This window comes from Marinobacterium sp. xm-m-383, from assembly GCF_013283255.1.
Classification (GTDB): domain Bacteria; phylum Pseudomonadota; class Gammaproteobacteria; order Pseudomonadales; family Balneatricaceae; genus Marinobacterium_E.
This window is the reverse complement of the sequence record NZ_WBYT01000002.1, coordinates 176,335-191,286: the sequence shown is the minus strand read 5'-3', so window position 1 is coordinate 191,286 and position 14,952 is coordinate 176,335. Positions and strand designations below refer to the sequence as shown.

Here is a 14,952-nt window from a genome sequence, read left to right as displayed (position 1 = left end):
CCAGTTAACTATCCAACGCTCGGCACTTAGCGATGGCATCAACCAACACATCAATCGCCTGTGGACGAGGGAAGCTGGCACGCCAAGCAACAGCAACCGATCGCATCGGTTTGGGATCATTGAACGGCACAATATCAACCAACGCATTGGAGGGGTGGTTCGCTAAAGCCGACTCTGGTAACACGCTGGTTCCTAAGCCAGAGGCGACCATCATACGAATGGTCTCTAGTGAACTGCCTTCAGTGACTCTGTGTTGATCATGGAACGACTGATTCAAGCTTGGGCATGCCTCTAGTACCTGATCCCTGAAACAGTGCCCCTCACCTAGCAGCAGCATATCCAGCTCGTTCAACTTCTGAGAGTCCACTGAGCCCGCTTTGCTCAGCTCATGCCCTTTTGGAGTAATTAAACTGAAGGTCTCATCATAAACCGCCCGAGTCAGCACATCGGGCTCATGGAAAGGCAACGCGATGATGATCGCATCCAACTCACCAGTGCGTATTTTGCTTCGAAGAACTTCGGTCAAATTCTCCTCGATGTAGAGAGGCATTTGCGGAGCAATCTGCTGAACTTCGGGAATTAGACGAGGGAAAAGGTAGGGACCGATGGTGTAAATCGCACCCACACGTAACGGGGTAGCCAGCTGATCTTTACCTTCACGGGAGAGCTCTTTAATCGCTTCAGCCTGCTCTAATACGCGCTGTGCTTGACGCACTACTTTGTCACCTATGGGCGTCACGCGTACGGCGTTTTTACTGCGTTCAAACAACGCGACACCGAGCTCATCTTCCAGCTTTTTAACGGCGATAGAGAGCGTCGGCTGACTGACAAAGCATTTTTCGGCGGCATGGCCGAAGTGCTGTTCACGAGCTAGCGTGACGATGTAGCGAAGTTCTGTAAGCGTCATTTTCGATCCTCTGGTAATCTTTAACGACTAAAGGGAGAACACTACCGTGTCGAAACGTTTTCTAATCATTGGCTGTGGTGACTTGGGCAATACCATTGCAACCAAGCTCATCAGTCAACAACATAAGGTCTATGGTCTTAGACGTAATATAGACCAGCTATCGGAAGGCGTACAACCAATAGCGTGCGACTTTTATGAAATTGAAAATCTCCCGCCCCTTCCAGAAGTCGATTACGTCATCTTCTCGGCCGCCGCAAAATCACGCGATATTGAGCACTACCGACAGATATACGTCGATGCCCCGGCTGCCATATTAAAAGCACTGCCAACTGCACCGATACGCTCTTTTGTGGTTAGCTCAACCGGCGTCTATGCTCAAAACCGTGGTGAGTGGATTGATGAATTCAGCGCTGCTGAACCTAACACGGCGCACTCCGTTCTACTTTTGGAAGGCGAATCACAGTTTAAACAGCGATCAGCTTGCACCCTGATCCGCAGCAGCGGCATATACGGCCCTGGCCGTACCCACCTTCTAAAACGCATCCTCAGTGGAACCATTGCGTTAGAGACGCCGACTCATTTTAGCAATCGTATACACAGTGACGACTTGGCCGATTTTGTTGTGCACTTAATTGGCAAAGCGATCGACCAACAACCACTGAAAGAACTCTATTTAGCCAGCGACGGTCACCCAGCACCGATTCATGAGATTACCAAGTGGCTTGCAGAGCAACTGGGCGTGGCAGCCCATCATCAGGAGCCGATACAGCGTGGCGGGAATAAACGCATCGCTAACAGAGCGATGAGGGAGAGTGGCTTTGTCTGTCGATACCAGGACTACAAAGCCGGATTTGCGCCTCTGCTGGATGATTTCAAATCGCAACAGAGGCAGATCACTTAACAGCGGTTAAGCCTTCGATTTAAGCAGGCGTGCCGCTTTAACGGCAAAGTAGGTCAAGATGCCATCGGCACCTGCTCGTTTGAATGCCAGCAGTGACTCCATCATCACCGACTCCTCATCCAACCAGCCATTTTGAAACGCCGCCATGTGCATCGCATATTCGCCGCTCACTTGGTAAGCATAGGTAGGCACACGTAGCTCAGTTTTCACACGGCGCACGATATCAAGATAGGGCATACCCGGTTTTACCATCACCATATCAGCACCCTCAGCTAGATCGAGAGCAACCTCGTGCAGGGCTTCATCGCTGTTAGCAGGGTCCATCTGGTAGCTGTATTTATTGCCTTTGCCAAGATTACCGGCAGAGCCTACTGCGTCACGGAAAGGACCGTAGTAAGCACTTGCATACTTGGCAGAGTAGGCAAGGATGCGAGTATTGACATGACCACCGGCCTCTAGCGCTTCACGGATCGCCTGAATACGGCCATCCATCATATCACTCGGGGCCACCACATCAGCGCCCGCTTCAGCGTGTGAGAGCGCCTGCTTCACCAATACATCAACAGTGATGTCATTGAGTACGTAACCCTCTTCATCGATGATGCCGTCCTGTCCATGGGTAGTAAATGGATCCAACGCAACGTCAGTAATCACACCCAGTTCTGGTAATTTTGCTTTGATCGCTCGCACGGCACGCTGTGCCAAACCCTCTGGATTGAATGCCTCTTCGGCCATTTCAGACTTAGCGGATGCAGGTGTGACTGGGAATAGAGCCACGGCAGGAATACCTAGTTCATAAGCTTCCTGACAGGCATCAACAAGCAGATCAATGCTGAGTCGCTCAACACCCGGCATAGAGGGGACCGTTTCACGCTCACCTTCGCCCTCAATCACAAACATTGGGTAGATCAGATCTTGGGCTGTCAGCTGGTTCTCACGCATCAAATCACGAGAGAAAGTGCTAGCACGCATACGACGCATGCGAGTGAGTGGAAAAATGCGTTGGCTAGGATCGAATGCCACGAGACACCTCATTAGTAGATGATTTTTAACAAGTATAACGCTCAAGATGGCGGCAAGACTAACCCGCCGACCAACAAATCGACACAAAAATGGCTTTGGTTATTTACATATAACTAAATAATATCTAAATAACCTCTTTTTAGCTGTTATGACTATATACAAACCCTATCTCAATCCCTAAAGTACGCACCACGGAATAACTGAGGTCATGGATTGACCCGGTGAGACCAAGGATTGGTTTCAATGGAAGTAAAGCAACACAGGGACATCGCAGGACGCGACTAGGTTGCAAGGAAAGTCTTCCAACAGGGCGTGCCATGGAGTGGCCGCCCTATTTTTTTGCCTGCTATTTGCCCAACAGCAATGCGATGCGATGCGCCAGATCCTCGGGATCATCCCAGGGCATCATATGCCCAGCCCCTTCAATGAACTCCAAATGCATCGGCTGCTTAATCCTATTAGCCACACGTAGCGCATACTCTTTGGATAACACCTCATCATGATCACCTTGCAGATTGATCAATGTAAATGGGAACACCGAATCAGCAATCCCAGCTTGATGGGTAAACAGTGAAGCAAGCGTTGCCAGAGGGTAGTCAAAGATAATCAATGGATCGTCATTGATGTAGGGCCCTGCGGGGTGATCACCCAGAAGCGACTCAAAATCGATAAAGCTCTTAAGTGGCAGGCGCATATTGGGAAACCACAGAGCGCTGAAGCGAGTCCAGCTCCAACCCAAGGCATACATCATATCGGGAGGCTCTTGCCCTAACAGCAGCGTGGTACAGAGCACCGATTGAATGCGCTGATCTAGCTCAGCCAACGCAACCGCCGTGACAGCCCCTATCGAGTAACCATAGACGGACCATGGACCGGTAAAGCGGGATTCAAGGGCATTCAGCACATGGGAAAGGTGATGCTGGAACTGTTCAACAGTATATCGACCGCGATTACCTGCAGAGTAGCCGTGTCCCGGAGGATCGACCGCAATCACATTAAAACCCTGCTGATTAAGGGCTACAGCTAATTCAGCATAGAGCTCGACATAGGTGCCGATCCCTGCGAGAAACAGAATATTGGGGGCGCTGTGCGAGACAGGGTAGATCTCGACATTAATGCTGGCATCCAATCGCCACACTTCACGATGTGTCAGCGCATCCGAAATACCCAACCCCTGACGACGAGCCTTCTGCTCTACCGTCTCAACGGGGAACGCCTGCCTAAAGCTCATTAACGCTGACACCTAGGACAAAATACCGTCGCCCGTTGACCCTGACGAATCTCTTTAAGCGTCGAGCCACAGGATTTACAGGCCTCACCGCCTCGACCGTAGACCGAGAGCTCTTGCGCAAAATAACCTGGCTTGCCGTCACTGGAGAGGAAATCCCTTAAGGTAGTACCACCGCGCGTGATGGCGTACTCAAGCACGCTCTTAATCTCGCCGACCAAACGCTCATAACGCTGTTTTGACACCTTACCCGCCGGCTTACGCGGATCGATACCCGCTCTAAAGAGAGACTCATTAGCATAAATGTTGCCAACACCGACGACGACTTCAGAGGTCATGATGAACTGCTTGATGGCTAGAGAGCGATTACGTGACGCCTTAAACAGATAATCCACGTTAAATGCATCGGACAGAGGCTCTGGGCCTAGCTTCTCCAATAACTTGTGCGTCTCACCTTTGGGTTGCCAGAGCACAGAACCGAAACGGCGAGGATCGGTTAGGCGCACCAACAAGCCATTTTCCATCACGAGATCCACATGATCATGTTTGGCCGGTTCTGTTCCTTTGGGAAGAACTCTCAAGCTACCTGACATACCCAAGTGCACCATGAGATCGCCCTCATCAAAACGTATCAGGATATATTTTCCTCGACGTTCGACGCTATTAACCTTTTTTTCAACGATGTTTTTAGGAATTTCACTAGGCACAGACCAACGCAAACGAGGCTCACGCACCACAAAATCGGCCACACGCTGCTGATCAATGTGCGGCTCTATGCCTCGTCGTGTTGTCTCTACTTCGGGTAACTCTGGCACTTAACTCACCTTAGCCGCACGTTGGGTTAAAAAGACACCTAGCACCGTCACAGCCACACCCACCAAGGTTAGCATCGACAGACGCTCATCAAACAGATACCAAGCTTCTAGCGCTGTTGCGGGCGGAACAAGATAGAAATAGCTGGCTACTTTGGCTGACTCACCTTCACGAATCATCAACATCAATAGCAAAATAGCAGAGAGCGACAGACCAAGCACCAACCAGGTCAACGCGCCAATTAACTCAATGTGCCAAACCACCTCTTGAGTCTCAAAAGCGAAGGTTAAAGCGCCCATGATAATCGCCGTCATCACGTATTGAATGAACGATCCAGTAAGAAGATCCGCCCCCCCACCAAAACGTTTCTGATAGAGGGTGCCAATAGAGATCGCAAAGAGTGCCACCAAGGCGGCCGTGATCGCTCCCGCCGTAAGGGTAATCTCCTCATCCGCCACACCTGACCAGAGCACTGTCACGACGCCGATCAAGCCAAGCCACAACCCAACCCAACCCATAGGGCTCAACTTCGACTTGAGCCATATCTGTGAGATAAAGGCGGTCAGTAGCGGCTGCAGACCGACAATAATCGCCGTTACACCGGCCGGCATATCCAACTTGATGGCTGCAAATACGCCACCCAAATAGCCTGCATGAATCAACGATCCCGTAACCAACTGATGTTTAGCGACATCCCAGCTCGGCCAACGTCCACGGAAGATCTGAATCAATAAAAAGAAGACCGCCAACGTGAACAGCATACGGATAAATAGGTAGTTAAACGGTTCAATATAGGGCAAACCGTATCGAGCACCGATAAAGCCGGTGCTCCAAAGCAGAACAAATGCAAAAGGTACAACACTCATCCATGACTTAGTCATGCGAACATCCTTAAATGGGTAAACGCTGGGCAAAAAAATACCCGCATCAGTGTAACCGAATGCGGGTATCTTTGGGATGCTGTATCAATTACTTGATCTTAGCTTCCTTGTAGATAACGTGCTTACGAACAACCGGATCGTATTTCTTGAATTCGAATTTGTCCGGAGTGTTACGCTTGTTCTTATCTGTAGTGTAGAAGTGACCAGTACCTGCAGAAGAGACTAGTCGGATCTTTTCGCGTGCGCCTTTAGCCATGACTTAGCTCCTTATGCTTAGACTTTGTTGCCATTTTTACGAACGTCAACAAGAACAGCGTCGATGCCTTTCTTGTCGATGATGCGCATACCTTTAGAAGATACGCGTAGACGAACGAATTTGTTTTCGCTCTCTACCCAAAAACGGTGCCAGTGCAGGTTTGGTAGGAAGCGACGACGTGTTTTACGTTGTGAGTGGGAAACGTTGTTTCCTGTTACTGGGGATTTGCCAGTAACCATACATACTCGAGACATTTTAAAACCTCAGTTAATAGTGTTTTCTTTTACTCTGTCAGATATTTATTGAATGCCACTTTCATAACGAAAACCTTGGCAATCTCAGGCGGAGCGTCCGAAAACGAGACAGAAATCCCGTACCAATGAGACAGAGGCGCGTGATATTACAGAAGAACCACCCCAAACGCCACCTTTTTGTCTGTTTTTTGTTCAATCTTAGGAGTGATGTGAGATCGTGGTTTTGCGGTTTTGTTCGCGGTTTTTAGATTTCGCGGTTTTTCGCTTCGCTCAAATTCGCTCCTACAACGCCACCCCGTAAGAACGAATTACCGCAGGTAAACCGTGACACATGATCGCAACCCCCACCCCGCAAGAACGAATTACCGCAGGTAAACCGTGACAAATCATCGTAACCCACACCCCGTAGGAACGAATTGCCACAGGCAAACCGTGACAAATGATCGTAACCCACACCCCGTAGGAACGTATTACCGCAGGTAAACCGTGACACATCATCGTAACCCACACCCCGTAGGAACGAATTGCCGCAGGTAAACCGTGACACCCAATCGAAACCTCCACCCTGTAGGAACGAATTGCCGCAGGCAAACCGTGACACATCATCGTAACCCACACCCCGAAGAAACAAATTGCCGTAGGCAAACCGTGACACGTCTAATCAAGCCATATGGCATCCCAATGCGGATATTCTCTGACTGTTGTTACCAAACCCGCTCTTACTGGGTTCATCACAATGTATCTAGCAATACTCTCAATATCATCCGATCGCCTAATCGCTCGATCATAAAAGCCTTTTTCCCAGCTGATACCCTGACCTTTAACCAAACTCAGCTTAACTTTTCTCATCACATGTGAAATTGAACCTGAGTGTTCATTGAGTTGAATTAGCCAATGGAAATGATCGGGCATTATGACATAGGCCAGACTCTCAATCTGTTGACTGTGCAGGCATTTAACTAGAGATCGAGCCACATGAAAATCTTCAAAAAAGCACTGGCGCCCCAGCGTCACCGTGGTTAGATGATAAATCTGCCCTGGAATCGAAACACGGCCTTTTCTTAACGAACTGTAACCTGGTTTTTTAATCATGACTCATCCTTGAGTTATGTAATTTATGTTTGCGGTATTTGTTTGTGTTTTGCGATTTTATGCGCGGTTTTTTATTTTCGCGGTTTTTCGCTTCGCTCAAATTCGCTCCTACAACGCCACCCTGTAGGAACGAATTGCCGCAGGCAAACCGTGACACATCATCGCAACCCACACCCCGAAGAAACAAATTGCCGTAGGCAAACCGTGACAAATGATCGTAACCCACACCCTGTAGGAACGAATTGCCGCAGGTAAACCGTGACACATCATCGCAACCCGCACCCCGCAGGAACGAATTGCCGCAGGTAAACCGTGACACCCAATCGAAACCTCCACCCTGTAGGAACGAATTGCCGCAGGCAAACCGTGACCTACAACAAACCCCGCTCTGCAAAGCTCATCGATTGGCTGCCCGCTATGATCAGATGATCGAGCACTTTGATGTCGATCAGAGCTAGCGCTTCTGAGATTCTTTGGGTAATGGTTTGATCGGCCATCGAGGGCTCGCAGACGCCTGAGGGGTGGTTATGGGCGAGGATAATGGCTGAGGCGTTGAGCGACAGCGCCGCTTCAACAATAACTCTGGGGTAGACCGCAGCCGCATTTAACGTACCAGAAAAGAGCACCTGCCATTTAATCACTCGATGCTGTGCATCCAGAAACAGACAGCCGAAGTGCTCTCGGCTGGCGCCGGCCAGCTCATGGCTAAGATAGGCCTTAACCGATTCCGGACTCTCGATCACCGAACGTTGTGCTATTTCACTGGCTAGGTAGCGTTTCCCCAGCTCCAGAGCTGCCTGAAGCAGAACGTACCGAGCAAGGCCGGCGCCGGCCAAATCGATAAAGCTTTCACACTCTCTATTGAGCAGTGCATTTAAGCTACCCGCTTGATCCAACCATTGACGGCCAAGATCGACGGCATTGCAGCCCGGTAACCCCTGCCCTACAAAAACGGCCAGGAGTTCAGCATCACTCAGCGCCGATGCGCCCTGTTGTAATAGCCTCTCACGCGGCCTCTCTGAACTTGGCCAATCCAAAATTTTCATATCACCTCCCTGTGATGAACGATATTTCGCTATACTCTGATCCCAGTATAGAAGATAATTCAATTTAAACATTGTCACTGTTTATAAGGCTTTCGAGGTATGCATAGACTTACTAACCGCCACATTTTGATCGGTATCACTGGCGGTATTGCAGCGTATAAAGCAGCTGAATTGACGCGTCTATTCAAAGGAGTCGGCGCGGATGTACGCGTTGTTCTAACGGACGCTGGTGCCGAGTTCATCACCCCGCTGACCCTACAAGCGCTATCGGGCAACCCTGTGCATCAGTCTCTGCTCGATCCGGAAGCTGAACAGGGCATGGGGCATATTGAGCTGGCCCGTTGGGCGGATCTCATCATCGTAGCGCCAGCGACGGCTGACTTTATGGCTCGATTTGCAGGCGGCATGGCAAACGACTTGCTGACAACCCTCTGTCTAGCGACGGACGCGCCTATCGCGTTAGCGCCAGCCATGAACCAGGCTATGTGGCGTGACCCTCGCACCCAGCAGAACTTAGAGACGTTGCTATCTCAAGGCGTCAATATCTTTGGACCTGGTTCGGGTGAACAGGCCTGTGGTGACACTGGGCCTGGTCGCATGATTGAGCCCACTGATATCCTAGCCAGTTGCGCCAATCTAATTGCGAACGGTCCGCTCAATGAGAAGAGCGTTGTGATTACCGCTGGTCCTACCCGTGAACCGATCGACCCTGTTCGTTTCATCTCGAATCACAGCTCAGGCAAAATGGGATTAGAACTGGCTTCAGCAGCCGCTAAAGCGGGTGCCAATGTCACCTTGATCGCAGGGCCTGTATCACTGCCAACGCCTAAAGGGGTTCGACGAGTTGATGTCGAGTCAGCAGAGCAGATGCTTGAAGCCGCTTTGGTTGCTTCAGAACAAGCTGACATCTTCATTGGCGCCGCTGCTGTGGCCGATTACCGTCCGCAACTGGTCGCAGAGCAGAAGATCAAGAAAGGGGCCGAAGAGGTGATGGAGATTCTATTAACCAAGAATCCAGACATCATCGCTACCATTGCCGCGCAACCTGAGCGCCCACTGATGATTGGCTTCGCTGCTGAGACTGAAAATCTTGTTGAGTACGCTCGCAGCAAACTGGTTCGCAAAGGGCTGGATCTGGTGATTGCTAACGATGTTTCGCAAGCCGATATTGGTTTTAATGCTGATCAGAATGAAGTCATTCTGGTCGGACCTAACGGCGAGCTTCCTCTACCCAAAGCCGGTAAGAGCGAATTGGCCGAACAACTCATTTCACACATTTCACAATTGATGGATTGATATGCAAAAGCTACAAGTAAAAATCCTAGATAAGCGCCTAGGTGACTCGATTCCCATGCCAACTTACGCCACCACAGGATCAGCGGGTCTGGATCTACGTGCCTGTGTTGAAGCACCGCTGACTCTAGAGCCAGGCCAAACCGAACTTATTCCGACTGGCATGTCGATCTTTATTGAGGACCCTAGCCTCTGTGCGATGATTCTTCCACGTTCTGGCTTGGGACATAAACACGGCATCGTGCTTGGCAACCTGGTTGGTTTGATCGATTCTGACTACCAGGGCCAGCTATTTGTATCGTGCTGGAACCGTGGTCAAACCAGTTTCACTGTTGAGCCAGGCGAGCGCATCGCACAGTTAGTTTTGGTTCCTGTGGTTCAAGCTGATTTTGAATTTGTTGAAGAATTTACTGAAACGGATCGCGGCGAAGGCGGCTTTGGCTCTTCGGGTCGTCACTAATTTTTATATTTGATTTAGAGGTTTTTTCACCATGCCATTAACACGCCAACAAGCGATCTCGACCGCCACCGTCCTTTCTGAAGCGCTTCCCTATATTCAACGCTTCGTCGGTAAAACCATCGTCGTTAAATACGGCGGCAACGCCATGACCGATGAGAAGCTAAAAGCCAGCTTTGCACGCGACATCGTTATGCTGAAACTGATTGGCCTGAACCCCATTGTTGTGCACGGTGGTGGCCCGCAGATTGGTGATCTACTCGACAAATTGAAGATCGAATCTCACTTCATTAATGGCATGCGTGTCACCGATACGGCAACCATGGATGTGGTTGAGATGGTTCTCGGCGGCATGGTCAACAAAGAGATTGTCGGCCTCATCAACTCCGCCGGCGGTAAAGCGATCGGCCTGACCGGTAAAGATGGCGACCTGCTTCGTGCACGTAAGCTGAAAGTGAAACACAAGACGCCTGAGATGGAAGCACCTGAGATCATCGATATCGGTCACGTCGGTGAAGTTGAGCGTGTTAACGTCAGCGTTCTAGAGATGCTGGTGGATTCGGACATCATTCCAGTCATCGCCCCAATCGGCGTAGGTGCTGACGGTGCCTCATACAACATCAATGCGGACCTAGTCGCGGGTAAAATTGCAGAGGTTCTTCAGGCAGAGAAACTGATCCTACTGACCAACATTGCAGGTTTGATGGACAAAGAGGGCGAAGTGTTAACAGGCCTCTCAACCCAACAGGTCGATGCTCTAATTGCCGACGGTACTATCTACGGCGGTATGTTGCCTAAAATCGACTGTGCATTGAGTGCGGTAAAATCAGGCGTGACTTCAGCGCACATCATCGACGGTCGTGTCGAGCACTCCTGCATGCTGGAGATCTTCACTGATGAAGGTGTCGGCACTCTGATCTCTAACAAATCGTTGAAGGTGGAAGCATGAGCGAGACCAAAATTTCACGACGCGACCAGATTCTCCAGGCACTCGCCCAGATGCTGGAGGTCAATCCAGGACAACGCATTACAACGGCGGCCCTTGCAAAAGATGTTGGGGTATCAGAAGCGGCTCTCTACCGCCACTTCCCAAGTAAAGCGCGCATGTTTGAAGGGCTAATCGAATTTATCGAACAGACCCTATTCACACGCATTAAGACCATCACACAATCCGATGTCAGCGCCGTTCGTCAGGTTGAGCAGATCATTACCCTGCTACTCGTCTTTTCAGAGCGCAATCCAGGGATGTGCCGACTGCTTGGTGGTGATGCTCTTTCGGGCGAAAATGAGCGCCTGCGCGGTCAAATTAATCAACTGTTCGAGCGTATAGAGACGCAAATCAAGCAGACCTTACGCGAAGCCGAGTTGAAAGAGGGTATTCGCACCCAGCTGCCAGCCGGCTCTACCGCCAACTTGATTTTGGCAACGGCTGAAGGTCGCATTCGCCAGTACGTTAGAACGGACTTCAAGAAACGCCCCACGGAGTTCTGGCCAGAACAGTGGTCCCGCATGTCGATCGGTCTCTTCAGAAGCCCATCGAACTGATGGGTAATAACTACTTCAAAGATCGCCTCAGTTTTTTTGCGGCGATCTTTGCATTGATGCTGGCCGCAGCCAACCTTCGCGGCGGCTTAGTCGTTATCGGTCCGCTGGTCGAAGATATTCGGTCGGACCTGGGGATTTCAGCTGCCGCGTTCGGCTTCTTGATGACACTCCCTTTGCTCTGTTTTGCCTCATTCTCTCTGGTCGTGCCCTGGGTTGCTAACCGTTTAGCACCGATGAAAGTCGTGGCACTTGCTCTGCTGACTCTTGGCATAGGCGCAGCGGCGCGCCTCTTTGGCGACTATGGGATGATGGTCTCTGGCACGCTAGCACTAGGAGCCGGCATCGCCATTTTGAATGTACTGATTCCATCACTGGTTAAGGGACTCTTCCCAGAGAACGCGAGCTCACTGACCGGTGTCTATACACTGGTGCTAACCACAGGGGCCGCGTTTAGCTTCTACTCCGCGATTCCGATGCGAGATGCCTTTAATGATTGGCATGTGCCTATGATCGTCTGGGCCATCTTGCCGATTATTGCTCTATTGGTCTGGCTGCCGATGTTGCGGGTTAAGTTTAAACCGGCTGCACCGACCAGCGTCAGCAGCAGCGTTTGGCGTTTACCACGAGCTTGGTCTTTGGCCTCTTTCATGGGACTGCAGTCTATTCAGTTCTATGTATTGGCTACCTGGCTTCCACGCATCTTTATGGATGCAGGGTTAAGTGATGCAGAAGCGGGATTGATGACCGCCATCTTCACCATGATCGGTATACCGGCTGCACTGTTAACCCCGATGATAGCGGCTAAGTTGCCGACGCAACGCAGCATTGTCGCGATCATCACCTTAATCGGATTGGTGGGCGTTTTTGGAATATGGCTAGCGCCCATTGAAGGTCGCTACTTGTGGGTCGCTTGTTTAGGTACCTATGGTGGGGCTTCGCTCTCACTTGCGTTGGCTCTGATCGCGATGAAATCGCATGATATGCGCCAAGCAACCGCTCTGTCAGCCATGGTCCAAGGGGTCGGTTATCTGCTCGCTAGCATTGCACCGAGTTTGATCGGCGCTCTTTACGACTGGCAACAAGCTTGGACTCTGCCGATGCTCACGCTTGTCTTGCTGCTCATTGCACAAGCGGTAGCAGGTTGGCCCATCAGTGGCACCGGCAAGGTCGATGAAACGCGTTAAATGTTGAAGGCTTCGATCTCATGGCAGAGATCGAAGCTGTGATGCAGTGATTTAGAGCATTCAGAAAACTCTGCAATGATTTGATCTTCCACCCCAGGTTTTAGGTGCATGATATGCACCTTGCTGGGCTCGTCTAACTTGGCCAAATCCTCTGCCAAAGTAACCGATGTGTAGTGCTTACTGATTCCAGCCAGTTCGGCAGAGTCATTTCGGTAGGAGAGCTCTATGAAGATATCTGAGACCGGCTGCTGATTCAGGGTTTGCCACACCAGCTCGGTTGGTCCGGTATCACCAAAAAAGCAGAAAGCACCCTCCACTCTGCTGATCCGGTAGGCAAAACTCGGCACCGTATGCGACAGAGGGATCGGCATCACCTGATAGCCGTTTAACTCCAATGTTTGAAAAGGTTCTAGCTCTAGATATTCAAGAACCGGTGTCTGCTCGTTGGGTATTTTTGAAAAGTCTGGCCAGATCACCCAGTTCAATATGTGCGCCTTAACCGCCTCTAAAACCTCTTTAGGTGCCGCTAAGATAACTGGCTTTTTTCGATGCTCGGAAACAGAGGCGAGCATCATGGCGACACCGGCGATGTGATCCATGTGAGCATGGGTCAGCAGCACCGTTTCGATCTGGTTCATCTGCGCTAAGCTAAGCCTACCAACCCCAGTGCCACCATCTAAGAGTGTGCGCTCATCCAATAGAAAGCTGGTGGTGAACAGCCCCTCTGCCAAGCCTCCTGAACAACCTAAGTTTCGAACCTTCATCGCTGATCAATCATCGATTAAGGATGTTCAACGCTTTGAGCATGGTCAGCGCTTGATAGAGCTGGAAGTCATCACCCGCTAAATCGGTCTGCACCGAGGATTGAACCGTCTCTTCTGACTCGTTCTCAAGGTGTCCTGCCAAATCCACTTCGCGTACCTGATCTAGATTAGGGGCTTTGCGATCCAACTGAAGGTCTTCGACTACCACATCAGGGCTAATCCCTTGCGCCTGAATGGATCGTCCATTGGGCGTAAAGTAGCGTGCTGTCGTAATCTTAACGGCACGATCTTCTGACAGCGGAACAACCGTTTGTACAGAGCCTTTACCAAAACTCTGAGTACCCATAATTACCGCGCGTTTTTGATCCTGTAGAGCCCCTGCGACGATCTCTGATGCTGAAGCGGACCCGCCATTAATCAGCACGATTAACGGCACATTACCGATCGCCACATCATCCGTGGCATTAAACTCCAACTCAGATCGAGCAATACGCCCCTCTGTATAGACAATCAGACCTTCATCCAAGAATGCATCCGACACCGCAACAGCCGCCTGAAGCACGCCACCAGGGTTATTTCGCAGATCCAAGACAAGCCCTTTAAGCGCCTCATCTTTTTGCAGCTTAGCCAGAGCATCTAACAGATCCTGACCTGTATTGGCTTGAAACTCGCTGATACGCACATACCCAAAGCCAGGCTCTAACAGGCGGCTTCTGACGCTTCGAATCTTGATTGCTGCACGAACCAACTCAACTTCAAAAGGAGCATCGACGCCTTCACGCATGATGGTGATGCGAATCGACTCACCAATTTTGCCGCGCATCAATTTCACTGCGTCACTGAGAGACATACCTTGAACCGGCGTATCACCCAATTTAGTAATTAGGTCACCCGCTTTGATACCGGCCTCTTGAGCAGGGGTATCGTCCAGCGGCGTAATGACATGAACAAAGCCATCCTTCATGCCAACTTCGATGCCCAATCCACCGAACTCACCGTTCGTGTGTTCTTGCAGGTTATCGAACGCCTCTTTAATTAAGTAGTCCGAGTGCGGATCTAAGCCACGTACCATGCCGGCAATGGCATCTTCTAATAACTGCTGATCGGTAACAGGCTCGACGTAACTCTTTTTGATACTGCTAAACACCTCCGCAAAACGGCGCAACTCATCAAGAGGCAACTGATTCTCGGAGGACTCTTCACTGGTCTGTTCTGTCGGGTAGGCAAAGACGTTCAATGATAAGAGGCTTGAAAGGAGCAGAAAGCTAACGGAACGGAACAACATAAAACCACCTATCACTGATTCGA

Annotated in this window: 17 protein-coding genes; 6 read left to right on the top strand and 11 right to left on the bottom strand. The window is 50.5% G+C overall.

Features of this window, described 5'->3' with window-relative positions:
• Positions 1 to 4 precede the first annotated feature (4 nt).
• The gene (locus XMM383_RS04550) at positions 5 to 907 is read right to left on the bottom strand and encodes a hydrogen peroxide-inducible genes activator (protein ID WP_173482624.1); all 903 of its coding nucleotides are present in this window, start codon (positions 905 to 907) and stop codon (positions 5 to 7) included.
• A 46-nt stretch (positions 908 to 953) separates the two neighbouring features.
• On the opposite strand from XMM383_RS04550, the gene XMM383_RS04545 reads away from it, so the two are divergent.
• On the top strand, positions 954 to 1,808 hold the full coding sequence (locus tag XMM383_RS04545) for an NAD-dependent epimerase/dehydratase family protein (RefSeq protein WP_173482625.1): 855 nt from the start codon (positions 954 to 956) through the stop codon (positions 1,806 to 1,808).
• 6 nt (positions 1,809 to 1,814) lie between these two features.
• Here XMM383_RS04545 and hemB read toward each other — a convergent pair whose 3' ends face one another.
• The 8 genes from hemB to radC form a co-directional block, all read right to left on the bottom strand.
• Positions 1,815 to 2,831 (bottom strand): porphobilinogen synthase, encoded by a 1,017-nt coding sequence (hemB, locus tag XMM383_RS04540; RefSeq protein ID WP_371731467.1) that lies wholly within the window; start codon positions 2,829 to 2,831, stop codon positions 1,815 to 1,817.
• 346 nt (positions 2,832 to 3,177) lie between these two features.
• Positions 3,178 to 4,062 carry an alpha/beta hydrolase gene (locus XMM383_RS04535; protein WP_173481879.1) on the bottom strand — a complete coding sequence of 295 codons (885 nt, stop codon included), beginning with the start codon at positions 4,060 to 4,062 and terminating at the stop codon, positions 3,178 to 3,180.
• Positions 4,062 to 4,874 (bottom strand): bifunctional DNA-formamidopyrimidine glycosylase/DNA-(apurinic or apyrimidinic site) lyase, encoded by an 813-nt coding sequence (mutM, locus tag XMM383_RS04530; RefSeq protein WP_173481878.1) that lies wholly within the window; start codon positions 4,872 to 4,874, stop codon positions 4,062 to 4,064. The genes XMM383_RS04535 and mutM overlap by 1 nt, the downstream gene beginning before the upstream one ends.
• Positions 4,875 to 5,753, bottom strand: a complete 879-nt coding sequence (locus tag XMM383_RS04525; RefSeq protein ID WP_173481877.1) for a DMT family transporter — start codon at positions 5,751 to 5,753, stop codon at positions 4,875 to 4,877. It lies immediately after the preceding gene.
• A gap of 88 nt (positions 5,754 to 5,841) precedes the next feature.
• Entirely contained in the window at positions 5,842 to 6,009 is a 168-nt protein-coding gene (gene rpmG, locus XMM383_RS04520; protein ID WP_027854336.1) for a 50S ribosomal protein L33, read from the bottom strand.
• A 17-nt stretch (positions 6,010 to 6,026) separates the two neighbouring features.
• Positions 6,027 to 6,263 (bottom strand): 50S ribosomal protein L28, encoded by a 237-nt coding sequence (rpmB, locus tag XMM383_RS04515; protein ID WP_173481876.1) that lies wholly within the window; start codon positions 6,261 to 6,263, stop codon positions 6,027 to 6,029.
• A gap of 657 nt (positions 6,264 to 6,920) precedes the next feature.
• Positions 6,921 to 7,355 carry a transposase gene (locus XMM383_RS04510; protein WP_173481875.1) on the bottom strand — a complete coding sequence of 145 codons (435 nt, stop codon included), beginning with the start codon at positions 7,353 to 7,355 and terminating at the stop codon, positions 6,921 to 6,923.
• A 371-nt stretch (positions 7,356 to 7,726) separates the two neighbouring features.
• Positions 7,727 to 8,401 (bottom strand): DNA repair protein RadC, encoded by a 675-nt coding sequence (gene radC / locus XMM383_RS04505; protein WP_173481874.1) that lies wholly within the window; start codon positions 8,399 to 8,401, stop codon positions 7,727 to 7,729.
• A 99-nt stretch (positions 8,402 to 8,500) separates the two neighbouring features.
• Between radC and coaBC the strand changes: the two genes are divergently transcribed.
• From coaBC to XMM383_RS04480, 5 genes are read left to right on the top strand one after another with little or no spacing between them, the layout of a single operon-like run.
• Positions 8,501 to 9,697, top strand: a complete 1,197-nt coding sequence (gene coaBC, locus XMM383_RS04500) for a bifunctional phosphopantothenoylcysteine decarboxylase/phosphopantothenate--cysteine ligase CoaBC (protein WP_173494611.1) — start codon at positions 8,501 to 8,503, stop codon at positions 9,695 to 9,697.
• A 1-nt stretch (position 9,698) separates the two neighbouring features.
• Entirely contained in the window at positions 9,699 to 10,154 is a 456-nt protein-coding gene (gene dut, locus XMM383_RS04495; RefSeq protein ID WP_173494610.1) for a dUTP diphosphatase, read from the top strand.
• Positions 10,155 to 10,185: 31 nt separating this feature from the next.
• Entirely contained in the window at positions 10,186 to 11,100 is a 915-nt protein-coding gene (argB, locus tag XMM383_RS04490; RefSeq protein WP_173481871.1) for an acetylglutamate kinase, read from the top strand.
• Positions 11,097 to 11,696, top strand: a complete 600-nt coding sequence (gene slmA, locus XMM383_RS04485) for a nucleoid occlusion factor SlmA (protein WP_173494609.1) — start codon at positions 11,097 to 11,099, stop codon at positions 11,694 to 11,696. Before argB ends, slmA begins: the two co-directional genes overlap by 4 nt.
• The gene (locus XMM383_RS04480) at positions 11,696 to 12,880 is read left to right on the top strand and encodes an MFS transporter (protein WP_173482629.1); all 1,185 of its coding nucleotides are present in this window, start codon (positions 11,696 to 11,698) and stop codon (positions 12,878 to 12,880) included. The genes slmA and XMM383_RS04480 overlap by 1 nt, the downstream gene beginning before the upstream one ends.
• Here XMM383_RS04480 and XMM383_RS04475 read toward each other — a convergent pair.
• Together XMM383_RS04475 and XMM383_RS04470 are read right to left on the bottom strand one after the other, a co-directional pair.
• On the bottom strand, positions 12,877 to 13,644 hold the full coding sequence (locus XMM383_RS04475; RefSeq protein WP_173494608.1) for a 3',5'-cyclic-nucleotide phosphodiesterase: 768 nt from the start codon (positions 13,642 to 13,644) through the stop codon (positions 12,877 to 12,879). The genes XMM383_RS04480 and XMM383_RS04475 overlap by 4 nt on opposite strands.
• Positions 13,645 to 13,654: 10 nt before the next feature.
• Positions 13,655 to 14,929: a S41 family peptidase gene (locus XMM383_RS04470; protein ID WP_173494607.1), complete on the bottom strand. Its 1,275-nt coding sequence runs from the start codon at positions 14,927 to 14,929 to the stop codon at positions 13,655 to 13,657.
• Between the last annotated feature and the right edge of the window lie 23 nt (positions 14,930 to 14,952).